The organism is Novosphingobium resinovorum (genome assembly GCF_001742225.1).
GTDB lineage: Bacteria > Pseudomonadota > Alphaproteobacteria > Sphingomonadales > Sphingomonadaceae > Novosphingobium > Novosphingobium resinovorum_A.
Genome location: NZ_CP017075.1, coordinates 3,264,235 through 3,280,664, shown reverse-complemented (window position 1 = coordinate 3,280,664; position 16,430 = coordinate 3,264,235). Strand labels below are relative to the sequence as shown.

Sequence of the window (16,430 nt, the reverse complement as noted above, 5' to 3'; positions counted from 1 at the left end):
GATCAGATCTTCGCGCGCGCGCCGAACAGGATCGTGCGCCCGAAGTGGTTGTTCTCGTAGTTACGGTTCGCGTAGACGTCGTTGAAACGGTAGCGATATTCATCCGTCAGGTTGTTGCCGTCGATCGACAGCTCCAGCCATTCGGTCGCCTTGTAGCGGATCGCCGCATCGACGCTGGTGTACGAACCGTAGCCCTCGAAGATATTGCCGGTGGCGCTGGTGGCGTCCACGAAGGGCCCGCGATAGCTGACCGATCCGCGAATGCTGAACTTGCCGTCGTCGTAGTACAGCGTCGCGTTCCAGGCCTTCTTGGACACGCCCAGCAGGGTCTGGTTGTAGATCGCCGAGACGCCGCTCAGGCCGCAGGCGCCGGTGGTCGCATTGCGGGTGCAGGCCGAAGTCGCGGGGCCGGTGATGGTATAGTCCGCATTGCTCTTGATGAAGGTGGCGTTGCCCTGGAAGCCGGTGTGGCTGAGGATGCCCGGCAGGAAGGTGAAGGGCAGCTGCAGCGCCACTTCCACGCCCTTGAGCGTCGCGCCCTGGCCGTTCACCTGCGTGGAGACGACGTATTCCTGATTGGGATCGTAGTTGATGTAGGCGGGCGTGCTGGCGCCGAGCACCGAGCGATCGAAGCCCAGCTGCGGCAGCGTGGTGACATAGGTGCCTGCAACCGGGAAGCTCTCGATCTTCTTGACGAAGCCCGCCACCGAGAACAACGCTTGTGGAGCGAAGTACCATTCGACCGAGAGGTCGAAGTTGGTCGCGCGGTAGGGCTTGAGTTCGGGGTTGCCGAAGGTGATGCGGTAGTTGAAGCCGTCCACCGAACCACCCGGGTTCAGGTTACCGAGCGATGGCCGGGTGATGACCTTGGCGATGGCACCGCGCAGGATCACGTCATGATGCGGGTAGAACGCGAGGTTCATCGCCGGGAGCCAGTCGTCGTAGCTGCGTTCCACGGTCTTGGCGATGCCAGCGGTATAGCCGGTCGAGACCTGGTTGGTGTGGGCATAGCGCATGCCCGCATTGCCCGCGTATTCGAGGCCGAAGATCTCGCCCTTGACGTCGAACTGCACATAGCCGCCCGAGGTCGTCTCGCGCACCTGGCGGTTGTTGCCGAGATCCTCGACGGCGGTGCGGCCGTAGAGGTTGGTGTATTCGGCCGCCTTGGCGATGTCGGCGACGAGCCACTGGCTGGTCGTGCCGCTCGGCTGGCCCGCATTACCCAGGTTGACGAGCTGCGAGATGTCCGAGGTGACCGGCAACCCGTAGACGCTGGACGAGCAGGTCACGGTGCCGAGGATCAGGTCCCGCGTACCGTTGGCTCCGCAAGCTGCCGTGTCGCGCTGGAACAGCTGGGTGCGGAAGTCGTAGCGACGCCACACCGCGCCCGCCTTCACCGTGAAGCCGTCGGTCAGGTCCCACTCTGTGCGCAGCTGCGCGGTCTTGAACCTGTTCTTCACGTAAGAGGGACGGTCGCGGATCTCCGCCAGCTGGAAGTTCGCCGGGTTCGCCACGTCGAGGCCATAGCTCAGCACCGGCGACTTCATGTCCGAGTAGTCGTAGCTGAAACCGTTGGCGTTGCGGTTGTCGTAGGCAAAGGTCGTCTCGACCGGGATGTCGGCGTTCGACTGCGACATGCCGCCCAGTGCGGTGAAGCGGAAGCGGTCGCCGATCTCCTGGTCCCAGGTCGCACCAACCTGCCAGAACTCGGTTTCCGACTTGCGCAGGTAGCTTTCGGTGCGAACGTAGGCGTTGTTGAAGGTCGCGCTGACCATGTTGCCCTTGTCGTCGTAGACCGGGTCCACAACGTCGAAGCGGCGTTCATTCGAACGGGCGAGCACTTCGAGCCACTGCTCGGCGCGGGTTTCCTTGAACGAGGAATAGAGCCCGTCGATCGAAAACTTGGTCTTGTCGCTGGGTTCGAACTGGATGGAGCCGGTCAGGCCGAGGCGCTTGCGATCATGCTCGACGACGCCGTAGCGCGGGATGCGCGGGTGGAACGAGAGCGAAGCCTCGTCGCACGCGGCCGAGGGGCGATAGCTGCCGCCGCTGCTCACCGGATTGCCGCCGGTCGCGCCGGGGACCGAGTAGAAGCACGGGTTGCCGTCCACCGAATTGAAGTAGGCCTGCGCCCAGCGCACCGAGTTGTTGCCGCTCTCGATCGTGTCGGTGTGCGAGTAGGCGGCCGAGAGGTTGACGCCGAAGGTGCCCGCATCATTGCGCCACGACAGCAGCCCGGCCATCCGCGGGCCGACGTTCTTCGACAGGTCGTTGTACGAACCCTGGACGTTGAGAACGGCGGTCAGGCCCTTCTTGCCGGCCAGCGGATTGCCGGTGTTGAGGTCCACGACCGCGCCCAGCGAGCCTTCGTCGAGGCTGGCTTCGGCGGTCTTGTGGACGACGAGGCTGCTGAACAGTTCCGAGGCGAAGACGTTGAAGTCGAACGCGCGGTCGCGGTTGGCCGAGGCGCCGTCCGAGCTGGTGGCGATCGTCTCCAGACCGTTGACGCGCACGCGGGTGAACTGCGCGCCGAGACCGCGCACGGTGATCGCGCGGCCCTCGCCGCCGTCCTTCTGGATCGAGATGCCGGGGATGCGCTGCAGCGACTCGGCAAGGTTCTGGTCGGGGAACTTGGCCATGTCCTCGGCCACGACCGCATCGACCGCCGAGATCGATTCGCGCTTCACGTTGAGCGCAGCCTGCAGCGACTGGCGGAAGCCGGTGACGATGATGTCGCCCGCAGTCGCGGTCTCGTCCGCAGGAGCTGCGGTATCCGCCGCGTCCTGCGGCGCGGGCGCCGCGTCCTGCGCCATCGCAGCCGACGACACGAGAGCGCTGCCCGCGCACAGGGCAGCCTTCAAAAGCGAAATTCCGGTAACATGCTGGCGCATGACAACATCCCCTCACGACCCTTGCGGGTCAAAAATGATACCGGTGTCAGAAGGAAGCGCGGCTAACGCGCGCATTGTTCCGGCACCTCTACTCCCGCCCCTTTCGGAGCACCTCGGGCGACCTCCAAAATCGCCCCACCCGTTCCGAAGATCATCCTTGCGATCCTTGGTAACCGGTGTCATCAATATGTGACGCAGGGAGAACGCCCTGTCAATACTCGGAGTCAACAAGCTCCGCCAATGGGAGATCGACAGTGAAAATCCGCAGGCTCGCGAGCCAGATTGTCCTTCCGATTCTGATGGTTGCTTCCACCCCGGCGCTGCTGCACGCAGCCCCGCTAGAGCCCACCCGCGGCGGCGAAGGCGGCCGCATCATCCGCGTCACGACTCTCGCGAAGGACGGTCCCGGATCGCTGAAGGCCGCGGTCGAGGCGAAGGGCAAGCGCATCATCGTCTTCGAGGTCGGCGGGGTCATCGACCTTCAGCGCACGATCCTGAACATCGACGAGCCTTTCCTGACGATCGCCGGGCAGACCGCGCCTTCGCCGGGCATCACGATCGTGCGCGGCGGCATCGATCTCAAGGGCCACGACGTCAAGATCAGCCACATCCGCGTGATGACCGGGGTGGACGGGCAGGCAAAGCTCTCGGGCTGGGAGGCGGACGCCTTCTCCACCGTCGCCGCGCACAACGTGATCGTCGAGCACTGCAGCTTCTTCTGGGCGATCGACGAGAACATGTCGACCTCCGGCCCCCGTTTCAACGGCAAGACCGTCAAGGAATGGCGCGCTGCCACCAGCCATGACGTGCTGTTCCGCGAGAACCTCGCGGCCGAAGGCCTCGCCGACGCCAGCCATCCCAAGGGCGAGCACTCCAAGGGCACGCTGATCCACGACAACGCCACCGGCATCACGCTCTACCGCAACGTCTACGCGCACAACATGGAGCGCTCGCCGCTGGTGAAGGGCGGCGCGCAAGTGCTGATGGTCAACAACATGATCTTCGACCCCGGCCACCGCGCGGTGCACTACAACCTGATGAACCTGGAGTGGGCCGGCCACGACTACGTCACCGGCGAGATCACCGCCGTGGGCAACGTCATGCGCGCGGGCAATTCGACCGCGCCCGGCCTGCCGTTCCTGACGCTGGGCGGCGACGGCGATCTTGCGTGGTATTCCAAGGACAACATCAACGTCGATCGCTGGGGCAACCCGGCGCCGATGTTCGGCCGCTACGGCGTGACCAAGGCGAAGCTGATCGAGAAGGATTCGCCGATGGCCAGCCTGGGCGGCCTCGACGTCATGCCTGCCAAGGACCTGGAAACCAGCCTGCTCGCCTCGGTCGGCGCGCGTCCGTGGGACCGTGCGCCCGATGATATCCGCGTGCTGTTCTTCGTCGCCGAGGGACGCGGCGAGATCATCGACGACGAGAAGGTCGTCGGCGGCTACCCGCACCCCAGCCCGACCGCCGCGCCCTTCGTGGACAAGGACTGGAACCTCAAGACCATGGAGCCGAAATCCGGCGTCTATCCGGGCCAGAAGGGCGGCGCGCAGGAGAAACTCTCCGCCCGCGACGAAGCCATGCGCGAGAACGCGAAGTGATCGGGGCGGCGCTCCTGCTGCTGGCGGCGGCTCCGGCGATGGCCGTCATCGACGAGCGCGACACCGTGCGCGAGGAAGCTCCTCCGCACGGCGCCATCGGCATGAGCACCGCCTACCGCATTTCCGACGCAGCGCCCGCGCCGCGCACGATGGAATTCCGCCGCCGCGTCCTCCACAAGGGCGCGGCGATCGGCGAGCATCCCATTGCGCACGATGAGGTTTACTACGTGCTCTCGGGCGAGGGCGAAGTCGTCTCCGACGGCAAGCGCGCGCAGCTCACGCCGGGAATGACCGCCTATCTCTACGACGGCGCCGTGGTCGGCATCTGGCAGCGGGGCGAGGAACCGCTTTCGCTGGTAATCGCCTATCCCAACCCGCCCGCCGCCAAGTAGGTTTCGGCACGACGAATTCTGCAAATTCCTCCCCGACACAAGCTCGGGGAGGAATTTGCTTCACACCCCCGGCTGGACGTAGGGCGCCCTCGCCCACAATTCGCGCTGCCAGCGGCGCGGATCGTTCTCCACGCGCACGGTATCGCCGAACACCATCGTCTCGCGCGCGGGCAGGCGGTACGGCGACCACTGCGCCAGTTCCGGTCGCCCGGTCTTGGCCAGACCGGTAAAGGCGCGCATCATCGCCCCGCTCAGCCTGCGAGCCGCGTCGTCGGTGCCCGAATAGCTGCCCGGCGCGTCCAGCGTGCCGAAGACATAGGGAATGTCGTCCGTATGCGCCGCACCGCGCAAGGGGTCGGTCGGTGAGGGACGGTCGAGCTGGTACACCCACGTCGATCCCGCCCCGGCCGCCGCCCGCGCATCGGCCTCGATCACTTGCCCCGGCCATGACCGGCCCGCCGTGGTGGCTGCGTAATAGACTTGCTCGGGCGTCCAGCCGGGTTCATGGGCGCGGTACTGCTCGACGACCCAGACGGGGTCGAGGTCGATCTTGATCTCGGGCACCATGCGCGCGGCAAGGTTCTCCCACGAGAGCCCCTGCAGCTTGGGTCCCCGCGGATCGAGGAAGGCGCGCGTCTCCTCGCGCACGTTGCCAAGGATCATCGGCACGCCCAGCGACTGCGGCGCGGCATCGGGCCAGAACGGATGCCGCGGCAGGTTGGTCATGTCGAGCACCGGGCCAAAGTAGACCCCGCCGCCCATGATGGGATCAGTGGCGGCAAGACCCTCGACCAGCCGTTCGATCTGCATCGTTCGCAGGCCCTCGACGTCGCCAGGGGCGAGCTTCAGCGCCGCCATAAACGCCTGCGTGCGCGCCCAGGCATGGGCCGGGCCGCTGGCCTGCACCTGCTGCCCGCTCATCGTCGCGGCGGCGTGGAACAGGCCCTTCGCGGCGGGCATCGCCATGAGCGTCGCGATCTTGGCGCCGCCGCCCGACTGCCCGAAGACCATGACCCGCGCCGGATCGCCGCCGATCTTTGCGATGTGCTCGCGCACCCATTGCAGTGCAAGGATCAGATCGAGCTGGCCGAGATTGCCGCTATCGGCATAACGCGCACCGAAGGGCTTGAGCCAGGCATAGCCCAGCGCGTTGAGCCGGTGGTTGACGGTGACGACCACGACATCGCCGTCGGCGGCCAGCTTCGCACCGTGGGTCAGCGGATCGGTGACCGAGCCAGTGGTGTAGGCGCCGCCGTGGAAATAGACCATGACCGCCCGCTTCGCGCGTGGGTCCGCCTCGGGCGTCCAGACGTTGAGGAACAGGCAGTCCTCGGACTGCGGCTCGCCCGCCATGGCGCGTTGCGGGCAGATGGGGCCGAACTTCGCGGCGGTGATCGCAGGGCCTTCGAGCGGCTCGGCGACCGGACGGGCAAAGCGCTCGGCGCGGCCGTAGCGGATGCCCTTGAAGGCATGGACGCCGCTTTCCGGGACGGCGATGTAGCGACCGATTCGGGGCGTCTTCGCGCTGCGGGCGAGAGAGGGGAGCGGCGCCGTGGCGGCGAGCACTGCCGCCGATTTCACGAGGGTTCGACGCGAAAGGTCGGTCATGTTGCTCTCCCAAGCTGAAGTGCGTGCCGCTCACCCACCCCGCTGCGACTAGGCAGCAAGCTGCCAAGTCTCGCTCCCCTCCCGCTTGCGGGAGGGGCTGGGGGTGGGCCTTCTTTTCTTAGCGCCTGACGTCCCCGCCCGAAGCCGAGAAGGCTTCCAGCTCCTCCGGGCCGACGAGGCACATGTCGCCCGGCACGGTGTGCTTGAGCACGGTATAGGCCAGCCCCGCCTGCGCGGTTGCGACGAGATCCGCGCCCTGCAGCCACTTGTGCAACACGCCCGCCGCAAAGGCGTCGCCGGTGCCGATGCGGTCGACGATGCCGGTGACATCGACCTCGCTCGTCTGGTGCGCCGCGTCTCGCGCATCGAGGCGTGCGGCGATGCGGTGGTGGCCGGAATTGACCACGTGACGTGCGGTCGAGGCGATCAGCTGCAGTTTCGGGAATGCCTCGAAGGCGGCCAGCGCGGCCTCGCGCCGACGGTCGGAGCCATCGCCGGAGAACGCCTTGCCCAGCAGCAGCGAGATATCCCGGTGGTTGCCGATCATGACCGTCGCCGACTGCATCAGGTCGGTCAGGATGGCGCGCGGATCGCTGTCCCAAGCATCCCACAGCAGTGCGCGGTAATTGCCGTCGAAACAGACAGGCACGCCGGCGCTGTTGGCCGCGGCGACGGCGGCTTGCGCAAGCGCGACGCCTCCGGGGCCGAGCGCCGGCGTGATGCCCGACAGGTGGAGCAGTCGGGCGCCCTCGAGCGCGGAGGCGAAGTCGAACTGGTCCGCCCTGGAGGTTGCGAACACGGAACCCGCGCGATCGTAGGTGATCGACGAGGGCCTCAGGCCTGCTCCGCTTTCGAGGAAGTAGAGGCCCATGCGGCCGGTATCGCGCCCGACGTGGGCGGTATCGATCCCGGCGGCATTCAGGGCCGCGCGCGCCTTGTCGCCCAGCGGACTGGACGGCAGGCGCGTCAGCATCTTCACGTCATGGCCCAGCGAGGCGAGCCCCGCCGCGACGTTCGCCTCGGCCCCGCCGACGACCATGTCCAGCGCATCGCACTGCACCGTCAGCCGCGCACCCGGCGTCGCGAAGCGAAGCAGGACTTCGCCGAAAGTGACGACGTGGCCAGAAGCGCTATTGGTCATCAGCGCGCCAGCCAGCCGCCGTCGACGGCGAGGACCTGCCCCGTCACGTAGTCTGATGCCTGCGAGGCGAGGAACACGGCGGCGCCCGCAATGTCCTCGGGACGGCCCCAGCGGCCGGTCGGGATGCGCTCGAGGATCTGGCGGTTGCGCGTCTCGTCGGCGGAAAGCGCAGCGGTGTTGTTCGTGGTGATGTAGCCCGGCGCGATCGCGTTGACCTGCACACCCTTGGGCGCAAGCTCATTGGCCATCGCCTTGGTGACGCCGGAAACGCCCGACTTCGCCGCCGCATAGCTCGGCACGCGGATGCCGCCCTGGAAGGTCAACAGCGAGGCGATGTTGACGATCTTGCCGCCGGTTCCCCGCTCGACCATGCCCTTCGCGGCCGCCTGGCTGAGGAAGAACAGGGTCTTGAGGTTGGTGTCGATCACCGCGTCCCAGTCCTCCTCGGAGAACTGCAGCAGGTCGTCGCGGCGGATGATGCCGGCGTTGTTGACGAGGATGTCGACCTTGCCGAGACCCGCCACCGCTTCGTCGATCACGCGCTGGACCGGCTCGATGCTCGACAGGTCGGCCTTGATGTTCACCGCCTTGCGGCCCGTCGCGGCGATCAGCGCCAGCGTTTCGGTCGGCTCCGAGCGGCCTGCCACGGCGACGTCGGCGCCCGCCTCTGCCAGCGCGACGGCGATGGCCTGGCCGATGCCGGTGTTGGCGCCGGTGACGAGCGCGGTCTTGCCCGTCAGGTCGAAGGAAATTGCCATGATACCATCTCGCCACTGCGGACGCCGTCACGCGATACCAGCGTGCGGCGCCCCTGATTATTCGTCGTTGCCTTCGGTGCGGGGCCAGCTCCTACTGGAGCTGGCAGATGTCCAGCACGTTCATGTCGGTGTAGTCGAGGTTCTCGCCGCCCATCGCCCAGATGAACGCATACTTCTTGGTGCCCGAACCCATGTGGATCGACCACGGCGGGCTGATGACGGCCTCTTCGTTGGCGATGACGATGTGACGCATCTGGTCCGGCTCGCCCATGTAGTGGAAGATGCGGTCGTTCTCTTCGGGCAGCTCGAAGTACAGGTAGATTTCCGAGCGGCGGTCGTGGAGGTGCGGCGGCATCGTGTTCCACACCGAGCCTTCTTCCAGCACGGTCAGGCCGAGCAGCAGCTGCGCGCTCTCGCACACGCCGGGGATCACGAGCTGGTAGATCGTGCGCTGGTTCGAGTTGGCGAGGTCGCCGCGCGCCAGCGGGTTGGCCTGATCGAGCGTGATATGCTTGATCGGCAGCGCCTTGTGAGCGGGAACCGAGGCGATGTAGAAGCGCGCGCCCTCACCCTCGAAAATCACCTCGTTCGTGCCCATGGGGACGTAGAGGCATTCCTTGTTCTTCATCTCGAAGCGCTGGCCGTCGACGGTGATCGCGCCCGGTCCGCCGATGTTGGTGATGCCGGCCTCGCGGCGCTCGAAGAAGGACTTGCCCTCCGCGCTCTTGGGGACGGTCTGCAGCGGCAGGGCAAGCGGCTCAGCGCCCGGAACCGCGCCGCCGATGATGAAGCGCTCGTTGTGCGAGTAGTTGAGGTTGACCTCGCCGGCCTTGAACATGCCGGTGACCAGGTAACGGTCGCGCAGTTCTTCGTTGGAGACACACTCCATCATGTCCGGATGGGTGGCGTGGTACGTCTTGCAGAACACTGTGAACTCTCCCGTTCAGGTCTTGGCGACTTTCGTATCCGCTTTAGGTAACCGGTGTCAACGAGGTTTAAAAGACGCTTCAAAACTCGTCATCCCAGCGAAGGCTGGGACCGCTGGCTGTCTTTAGGCGCGCGTTTGCTGCTGAGGCTTCGACAAGCTCAGCCTGAGCGGGATTTAAAGACCTGCTCTCAATCTGCTCAGGCTGTGCTTGTCGAAGCCCCAGCAGGCATGCGCTGCGAAGGTGGGCATTCAAGGCCAGCGGTCCCAGCCTTCGCTGGGATGACGATCGGCCTATGACCGATGGGGCACCGCCGAAGCCCGCCGGATCAGATCCGATAGGAAGAACGAAGGCTCCGACGCCGCCGAGGCCGGGCGAATCAGCTTCGCCGCCGCCGTGCTCGCCATCGTGCGGATCGGCCAGCGCACCGTCGTCAGCGGCGGCCAGATGTGCGCGGCAGTGGCGGTATCGTCGAAGCCGATGATCGACATGTCTTCGGGCACGTTCAGCCCCCGCTCGCGCGCGGCGTGGAGGATGCCCGCTGCCATCTCGTCATTGCTGGAGAACACGGCGGTGGGCGGTTCGGCGGCCGACAGCAGCTTCTCGCCCGCCGCCTTGCCCGATTCGAAGCGATAGGTGCCGCGCGCCGCGATCGCCGGGTCGAGCGTCAGGCCCGCTGCCGCGAGGCCGTCGAGGAAGCCTTGTTCACGCTCATTGGCGGAGCGGAAGCCCTCCGGCCCTGCAACGAAGCCGATTCGCGTGTGGCCCAGTTCCACGAGCCACGCGACTGCCTCGCTCACCGCCTGCCGGTCGTTCGAGGCGACGAGATGTTCGTCGTCGTCGAGCCGCGCCGAGCCCATGCGCACCAGCGTGCAGCCGAGATCGCGGCACAGTTCGGCGAGGTCGTCGCGCTCCGACAGCGGCGGCAGCAGCATGACGCCGTAGAGGCGCTGCTGCTCGATGAAGCGGCGGATATCGTCGGCCAGCGTCGGCGAATGGCGGTTCACCGGATGGACGACGAGCGCGAACTCGGTGTCGCGAATGGTGTCGAGGATGCCCTCCTGCACCCCCAGCACCATCTGCGCGTTGGGGTTGTCGTGAATCAGGCCGATCAGGAAATTGCGCCCCATCGCCAGCGCTCGGGCCTGAAGGTTCGGAACGAAACCCAGTTCGGCGATCACCGCCTCCACCTTCTTTCGCGTCGCCTCGCCCAGCAGCGGCGACTTGTTGATGACACGGCTCACCGTCTTCTTGGACACGCCGGAAATGCGCGCAACGTCGTTGATCGTGGGTTTCTGGCCTTCTGCCATGCGGCGTCCTTATGGTCTTGCGTCGGCGCGTTGGTCGATGGGCCGAATTTTTCCGGCTTGCCTTCAAGCGGGACGAAAGGCAAGATGACACCGGTTACCATTCCATCGCCTGTGCATTTGCATAGGATGGAAAGATGCCGGAACGCTCGCAGGGCGTACCGGCGGGTGACCAATCCGACAGAGCGGACACTCTGTACAGACGGGTCAGGATGGGCGTTTGGATGACACCGGTGTCGCCGGTAATCCAGCGCCGAACTGGCCGAAGCACGGTATTCTTGGGTGTGGGGATTGTTTTGACAGACACGGCAAAGGCAGTCGCCGAAGCATTCGTGACGGCGCGGCGCGAGAAGCGCGCATTGGATTCCTATCCCGGACAAGCCCCCACCGACCTCGGCGGCGGCTATGCGATCCAGGATTTCGCCCTCGCCTTCGACGGGCGCGAGGTCGCCGGCTGGAAGGTCGGCAAGATCAACCCGCCGCTTGACGGACAACTGGGCGCGAACCGTCTGGCCGGGCCGATCTTCACCGACAGCGTGGTGACGGTGGCAGCGGGCGAATCGCCCGAGATGCCCGTCTTCGCCGACGGTTTCGCGGCGGGCGAGGCTGAGTTCCTGCTTCACGTCGCGGCGGGCTGGGACGGCACGGTGCCGCAGGACGATGCGGCCACCCGCGCGGTCCTCGACGCGGTGCACATCGGCATCGAGGTCGCCAGTTCGCCTTACCCGCGCATCAACGCGGACGGGCCGCCGGTGACCGTCTCCGACTACGGCAACAATTACGGCATGGTCATCGGGCCGGTGCTCGAAGGCTGGGAGACGATCGACTTCAACGCGATCACCGTCCGCCTCGACATCGACGGCGAGACGGCGGGCGAGGCCACCACGGCGACAATGCTCGACGGGCCACTGGGCGCGGTGCGCTTCCTGCTCGGCAACCTTGTCGCGCGCGGGATCGACTGCAGCGGCGGCACCTGGGTCTCGACCGGCGCTGTCACCGGGGTTCACGAGGTCGTGCCCGGCCAGCAGGTACTGGCGACTTTCGCGGGCCACGGTACGGTAGCCTGCGGCATCGTCGCGGCAAAACCCGCCTGACAGAACCAATTAGAGCGGCACACGAACAAGACGGTCGCAAGGGAGTAGGGAAATGGATGCAGGAACCGGCGGTACGGTAGGCCAGACGGCAAAAGTCGGGCGCTATCGCTGGGTCGTGGTGGCGCTGCTGTTCGCGGCAACGGCCATCAACTACGTCGACCGCCAGATGATCGGCGTGCTCAAACCCACGCTTTCGGCGGAGTTCCACTGGTCCGAGTCCGACTTCGCGGGGATCGTGTTCTGGTTCCAGCTGGCCTACGCGGTCGGCTACCTGTCGTTCGGCAAGATCGTCGACACGCTCGGCGCGCGCCTCGGCTACACCGTCGCCATCGTCATCTGGACGGTGAGCCACATGGCGCACGGTTTCGCCACCGGGCTGACCTCGTTCGCGATGGCGCGCTTCGGCCTCGGCGTCGGCGAATCGGGCAACTTCCCCGCCGGTATCCGCGCCGTGACCGACTGGTTCCCCCAGAAGGAGCGCGCCTTCGCGATCGGCGTGTTCAACGCGGGCGCCAACGTCGGCGCGATCGTCACCCCGCTGCTCGTGCCGCTGCTGGTGCTGTGGTTCGACTGGCGCATGGCGTTCTTCGTCACCGGCCTGTTCGGCATCATCTGGCTCGCCGTGTGGTGGGCCGTCTACCGCCACCCGGACGAGCATCCGCGCGTCACCGCGGCCGAACTCGCCTACATCAAGCAGGACCCCGCCGACCCGGTCGAGAAGATCGGCTGGAGCCGCCTGCTGGTGGTCAAGGAGACCTGGGCCTATGCTCTGGGCAAGTTCCTGATCGACCCGATCTGGTGGTTCTTCCTGTTCTGGCTGCCCGGCTACCTGTTCGAGCGCTACGACCTCGACCTCAAGACCTTCGGCCTGCCGCTCGCCGCGATCTACCTGATCTCGGACGTAGGCAGCATCGCGGGCGGCTGGATGTCATCGAAGCTCATCAAGGCAGGCCGTACCCCCAACTTCTCGCGCAAGGCGACCATGCTGCTCTCGGCGCTGTGCGTGCTGCCGATCTGGTTCGTGCAGGGCGTCGACAACGTGTGGGTCGCGGTGCTGGTGATCGGACTTGCCACGGCGGCGCACCAGGCGTTCTCGGCCAACCTCTACACCCTGCCCTCCGACGTGTTCCCGCGCGGCGCGGTGGGCTCGGTGGTCGGCATCGGCGGCACCGTGGGCGCCTTCGGCGGCATGGGCATGGCGCTGTTCGCGGGCTACATCCTCGACGCCACGCATAGCTACGAGGTGCTCTTCGCGATCTGCGCGAGCGCCTACCTGATTGCGCTGCTGGCGGTCCACGTCCTCAGCCCGCGTCTGGCGCAGGCGCGGGTCTGACGATGGAGATCGACCGCAGGGCTCTGTTCGCCGGAGCCCTCGCGGCTTCGGTGATCCGTACGATACCGGCGGGGGCGGCAACGCCCCCGCCGCGTCCGTTTCATGAAACCGGCGAGGTCATCGACCTCTGGCCCGGCACGCCGCCGGGAGCCCCTTCCCCGCTGCCGGTGGAGATCGCGACCGAGCGCTCCGCCAACTCCGCCCAGCCCGACCGCGTGATCGCGGGGATCGCCCGGCCGCGCATCACTGCTTTCCGCCCGAAGTATCCCAACGGCGCGGCGCTGCTGGTAATCCCCGGCGGCGGCTACCGCGAGGAATCATTCGACAAGGGCGGCATCCAGGTCGCGCAGTGGCTGACCGAGCACGGCTACACGGCCTTCGTGCTGACGTACCGCCTGCCCGGCGAGGGCTGGCAGGACCGCTCCAACACCCCCCTCGCCGATGCCCAGCGCGCCATGCGGCTGATTCGCGCGAAGGCGGCCGCCTACGGCATCGCGCCGGAGCGGGTGGCGGTGATGGGATCGTCAGCGGGCGGCCACTTGTGCGCCGATCTCGCCAGCCGCTTCGCATTTCCCGCCTACGCGCCGGTGGACGCGGCGGACAGGCTCTCCGCCCGGCCGTTCTGCGCCGCGCCGCTCTACCCGGTGGTGAGCATGGACCGCGCCATCGCCCATGCCGGATCGCGCGAGAAGCTGCTCGGCCCGAACCCGACGCCCGCGCTCGAGGCGGCGCATTCGGTGGATCGCAACGTGACGCCCGAAAGCCCGCCGCACTTCATCGTCCATGCCGAGGACGATGCCACCGTACCGGTCGAGAACTCGCTGCGGCTGCGCGCGGCGCTGAGAAAGGCGGGGGTGAGCGTGGACCTGCACCTCTTCGCCGAGGGCGGGCACGGGTTCAACTTGTGGAACATCGCCGGCAAGCCGGTGGCCGCATGGCCGGGCCTCTGGCTCGACTGGGCGAGCCGCGTGGGGCTCGGCTGACGTCGTCCCGGGCTCGACCCGGGACCGCTGGCCGTGACCGGCCCACCTTTCGTGGGAACGCCCTGCGCGCGAGCACGCGCCTGAAACGAGGTCGTATTTGGCTGAACATTTATTAGTCATCCCCGCGGAGGCGGGGACCCATCTGATGACGGTTCAACTTGCCACGTCAGGAGATGGGTTCCCGCCTTCGCGGGAATGACAATGATACCGTCAAAGTTGATCACCCCCTCGGGGCGCGCTGCTTGCGAAGCAAGGTGGGCTGGTCACGGCCAGCGGTCCCGGATCAAGTCCGGGACGACGGACACAAAAAACAGGGATGAACCGGCTCCCGGAGGGGTGGGAGCAAGTTCATCCCTGCGTCACGGCGCGGGCGTTTGGAGCCACCCGCGCCTTGGGTGAGTACCGTCAGGCCGTCTCGCGCAGCGAAGCCTGGGCCTTCTCGACGAGCGCGGCGAGCATCGCCTGCTCTTCTGCGGAGAGGTCGGTCAGCGGCGAGCGGACCGGACCCGCCGGGCGGCCGATCACGTTCATGCCCGCCTTGACGATCGACACCGCATAGCCGGTCCCGCGATTGCGGATGGCGATATAGGGCAGCACGAAGTCGGTCAGGCCCGCCAGGATCGCCGCCTTGTCGCGCGCGCGGACCGACTTGTAGAAAGCCAGCGCCCACTCCGGCATGAAGTTGAAGATCGCCGAGGAGTACGTCGTCACGCCCATTTCCAGATAGGCGGGGGCGAAGGTCTCGGCCGTGGGCAGGCCGCCGATGTAGGTCAGGCGGTCACCCAGCTTGGCGTAGATGCGCATCATCAGTTCGACGTCGCCGACGCCGTCCTTGTAGCCGATGAGATTGGGGTTGCGCTCGGCAAGACCGGCCAGCGTGTCCTCGGTGACGATCGCGTTGTCGCGGTTGTAGACGATGACACCCAGCGAAGTCGCCTTGCACACCGCCTCGATGTGGGCGGCAAGGCCCTCCTGAGTCGAGTTGACGAGGTAGGGCGGCAGCAACAGCAACCCGTTGGCGCCGGCCTTCTCTACGTTCTGCGCCATTTCCACCGCGATCGCGGTGCCGTAGCCGCAGCCCGAGAGCACGGGCACCTTGCCCGCCGCTTCCTCGACCGCCGCCTTGACGATTCCCGGGACTTCAGCCGGGGTGAGCGAGAAGAACTCGCCGGTGCCGCCCGCCGCGAACAGGCCGGCCACGTCGTAGTCCGACAGCCAGCCGAGATGGTCGCGATAGGCCGCCTCGTCGAACTTCAGGTCGGCGTCGAAATGCGTGACCGGAAACGAGAGGAGACCCCCGCCGATACGGGCGGCCAAATCCTGAGGCGACATCGCTTAATGCTCCAATTGATCCTGTAGAGCCTTTGCTACCTGCGCGGGGCGGCCGCGCCCATCGCTGGGACTGGATCGATTTATGTCGCAGCGGCATCGATCAGCGCCCATCGATGCATCGCGCGCTTTTCCTCCGGCCTCATGCGCGGTAGGCATGGACGATGTTCGAACTCACGCACTTGCGCTGCTTCGTCGTCCTCGCCGAGGAACTGCACTTCGGCCGCGCCGCCGAGCGGCTGCACATGACCCAGTCGCCGCTCAGCCGCCAGATCCAGGTGCTCGAACGCATCCTCGGCGTCGAGCTGTTCAACCGCACCAGCCGCCGGGTGACGCTGACGCTGGCGGGCGAGACCTTCCTTCACGAAGCGCGGCGCATCGTGCGCCTGTCCGAAAGCGCGGCGCTGGCGGCGCGGCGGGTGTGGAAGGGGGAGACCGGGCGCATCTCGATCGGCTTTACGGCGGTCTCGGGCTATGTCCTGCTGCCGCGCATCGTCAAGCGCGCGGCGGTGGAACTGCCGGGGCTGGAACTGCAGCTGCACGAACTGGTCTCGGGCGATCAGTTCGAGGCGCTGCATACCGGCATGATCGACCTCGCGCTGGTGCGCCCGCCGGTGGACAAGGTGCAGTTCGATTCGGCGCCGCTGCTGCTGGAAAGCCTGCTCGTCGCGCTGCACGAGGACGATCCGCGCGCGGGGCAGGAGCGTTTCGCGCCGGGGGATTTCGACGGGCAGGACCTCGTCATGTACGCCCAGCGGGGGGCGGGGTATTTCAACCTGTTGCTGTCCAGCCTGTTCGAGCGGGCCGGGGCAGCGCCCAGCTACGTGCAGTACGTGACGCAGATCCACTCACTGCTGGGGCTGGTCGGCGCGGGGCTCGCGCCGGGGATCGTGCCAGAGGCGGCGGCGGGGCTCCATCCGCGCGGGGTGGTGTTCCGGCCCTTCGAGAGCGAGCCCGCCGCGCCGGTCGAACTGCATCTGGCGTGGCGGCGGGAGAGCGAGAACCCGGCGCTGCCGGCGTTCAGGGAACTGTGTCTGAAGGCGATGGCGGAATGACGCGATAGTAAT

General features: G+C 66.8%; 13 protein-coding genes. 6 read left to right on the top strand and 7 right to left on the bottom strand.

The window, feature by feature from the left end; translation table 11 throughout:
• Positions 1 to 2: 2 nt before the first annotated feature.
• Complete coding sequence (locus tag BES08_RS15240) at positions 3 to 2,891, bottom strand: TonB-dependent receptor (RefSeq protein ID WP_069708817.1); 2,889 nt, start codon at positions 2,889 to 2,891, stop codon at positions 3 to 5.
• 254 nt (positions 2,892 to 3,145) lie between these two features.
• Here BES08_RS15240 and BES08_RS15235 point away from each other — a divergent pair, with 254 nt between their 5' ends.
• The gene (locus tag BES08_RS15235; protein WP_069708816.1) at positions 3,146 to 4,492 is read left to right on the top strand and encodes a pectate lyase family protein; all 1,347 of its coding nucleotides are present in this window, start codon (positions 3,146 to 3,148) and stop codon (positions 4,490 to 4,492) included.
• A 38-nt stretch (positions 4,493 to 4,530) separates the two neighbouring features.
• The gene (locus BES08_RS15230; protein ID WP_036530740.1) at positions 4,531 to 4,884 is read left to right on the top strand and encodes a cupin domain-containing protein; all 354 of its coding nucleotides are present in this window, start codon (positions 4,531 to 4,533) and stop codon (positions 4,882 to 4,884) included.
• Between the two features lie 60 nt (positions 4,885 to 4,944).
• On the opposite strand, the gene BES08_RS15225 is transcribed toward BES08_RS15230, so the two are convergent.
• The 5 genes from BES08_RS15225 to BES08_RS15205 all read right to left on the bottom strand — a co-directional run bounded on the left by BES08_RS15225 (position 4,945) and on the right by BES08_RS15205 (position 10,627).
• Positions 4,945 to 6,492 (bottom strand): carboxylesterase/lipase family protein, encoded by a 1,548-nt coding sequence (locus BES08_RS15225; RefSeq protein WP_069708815.1) that lies wholly within the window; start codon positions 6,490 to 6,492, stop codon positions 4,945 to 4,947.
• Positions 6,493 to 6,610: 118 nt separating this feature from the next.
• Positions 6,611 to 7,633: a sugar kinase gene (locus BES08_RS15220; RefSeq protein WP_069708814.1), complete on the bottom strand. Its 1,023-nt coding sequence runs from the start codon at positions 7,631 to 7,633 to the stop codon at positions 6,611 to 6,613.
• Positions 7,633 to 8,391, bottom strand: coding sequence for a 2-dehydro-3-deoxy-D-gluconate 5-dehydrogenase KduD (gene kduD, locus BES08_RS15215; protein ID WP_069708813.1), 759 nt, complete (start codon positions 8,389 to 8,391; stop codon positions 7,633 to 7,635). Before kduD ends, BES08_RS15220 begins: the two co-directional genes overlap by 1 nt.
• Positions 8,392 to 8,482: 91 nt before the next feature.
• Positions 8,483 to 9,319, bottom strand: a complete 837-nt coding sequence (gene kduI / locus BES08_RS15210; protein ID WP_008831744.1) for a 5-dehydro-4-deoxy-D-glucuronate isomerase — start codon at positions 9,317 to 9,319, stop codon at positions 8,483 to 8,485.
• 291 nt (positions 9,320 to 9,610) lie between these two features.
• Positions 9,611 to 10,627, bottom strand: a complete 1,017-nt coding sequence (locus tag BES08_RS15205) for a LacI family DNA-binding transcriptional regulator (RefSeq protein WP_069708812.1) — start codon at positions 10,625 to 10,627, stop codon at positions 9,611 to 9,613.
• Between the two features lie 293 nt (positions 10,628 to 10,920).
• Between BES08_RS15205 and BES08_RS15200 the strand changes: the two genes are divergently transcribed.
• The 3 genes from BES08_RS15200 to BES08_RS15190 are packed head-to-tail and all read left to right on the top strand — an operon-like array spanning position 10,921 to position 14,034.
• On the top strand, positions 10,921 to 11,718 hold the full coding sequence (locus tag BES08_RS15200; protein WP_008831742.1) for a 2-keto-4-pentenoate hydratase: 798 nt from the start codon (positions 10,921 to 10,923) through the stop codon (positions 11,716 to 11,718).
• A gap of 52 nt (positions 11,719 to 11,770) precedes the next feature.
• Entirely contained in the window at positions 11,771 to 13,051 is a 1,281-nt protein-coding gene (locus tag BES08_RS15195) for an MFS transporter (RefSeq protein WP_069708811.1), read from the top strand.
• Between the two features lie 2 nt (positions 13,052 to 13,053).
• The gene (locus BES08_RS15190) at positions 13,054 to 14,034 is read left to right on the top strand and encodes an alpha/beta hydrolase (RefSeq protein WP_069708810.1); all 981 of its coding nucleotides are present in this window, start codon (positions 13,054 to 13,056) and stop codon (positions 14,032 to 14,034) included.
• Between the two features lie 405 nt (positions 14,035 to 14,439).
• Here the strand turns inward: BES08_RS15190 and kdgD are convergent, their stop codons facing one another.
• A complete protein-coding gene (gene kdgD / locus BES08_RS15185) occupies positions 14,440 to 15,366 on the bottom strand; it encodes a 5-dehydro-4-deoxyglucarate dehydratase (protein WP_008830133.1) in 927 nt (308 codons plus the stop codon).
• A 161-nt stretch (positions 15,367 to 15,527) separates the two neighbouring features.
• On the opposite strand from kdgD, the gene BES08_RS15180 reads away from it, so the two are divergent.
• A complete protein-coding gene (locus tag BES08_RS15180; RefSeq protein ID WP_008830134.1) occupies positions 15,528 to 16,418 on the top strand; it encodes a LysR family transcriptional regulator in 891 nt (296 codons plus the stop codon).
• The last annotated feature ends 12 nt before the right edge of the window (positions 16,419 to 16,430 follow it).

What these genes read in the sequence shown, in the direction of transcription:
- BES08_RS15240 (WP_069708817.1), bottom strand. Translation starts at nt 2,891, where the DNA reads ATGCGCCAGCATGTTACCGGAATTTCGCTTTTGAAGGCTGCCCTGTGC.
- BES08_RS15230 (WP_036530740.1), top strand. Translation starts at nt 4,531, where the DNA reads ATGGCCGTCATCGACGAGCGCGACACCGTGCGCGAGGAAGCTCCTCCG.
- BES08_RS15225 (WP_069708815.1), bottom strand. Translation starts at nt 6,492, where the DNA reads ATGACCGACCTTTCGCGTCGAACCCTCGTGAAATCGGCGGCAGTGCTC.
- BES08_RS15220 (WP_069708814.1), bottom strand. Translation starts at nt 7,633, where the DNA reads ATGACCAATAGCGCTTCTGGCCACGTCGTCACTTTCGGCGAAGTCCTG.
- kduD (WP_069708813.1), bottom strand. Translation starts at nt 8,391, where the DNA reads ATGGCAATTTCCTTCGACCTGACGGGCAAGACCGCGCTCGTCACCGGC.
- BES08_RS15205 (WP_069708812.1), bottom strand. Translation starts at nt 10,627, where the DNA reads ATGGCAGAAGGCCAGAAACCCACGATCAACGACGTTGCGCGCATTTCC.
- BES08_RS15195 (WP_069708811.1), top strand. Translation starts at nt 11,771, where the DNA reads ATGGATGCAGGAACCGGCGGTACGGTAGGCCAGACGGCAAAAGTCGGG.
- BES08_RS15190 (WP_069708810.1), top strand. Translation starts at nt 13,054, where the DNA reads ATGGAGATCGACCGCAGGGCTCTGTTCGCCGGAGCCCTCGCGGCTTCG.
- kdgD (WP_008830133.1), bottom strand. Translation starts at nt 15,366, where the DNA reads ATGTCGCCTCAGGATTTGGCCGCCCGTATCGGCGGGGGTCTCCTCTCG.
- BES08_RS15180 (WP_008830134.1), top strand. Translation starts at nt 15,528, where the DNA reads ATGTTCGAACTCACGCACTTGCGCTGCTTCGTCGTCCTCGCCGAGGAA.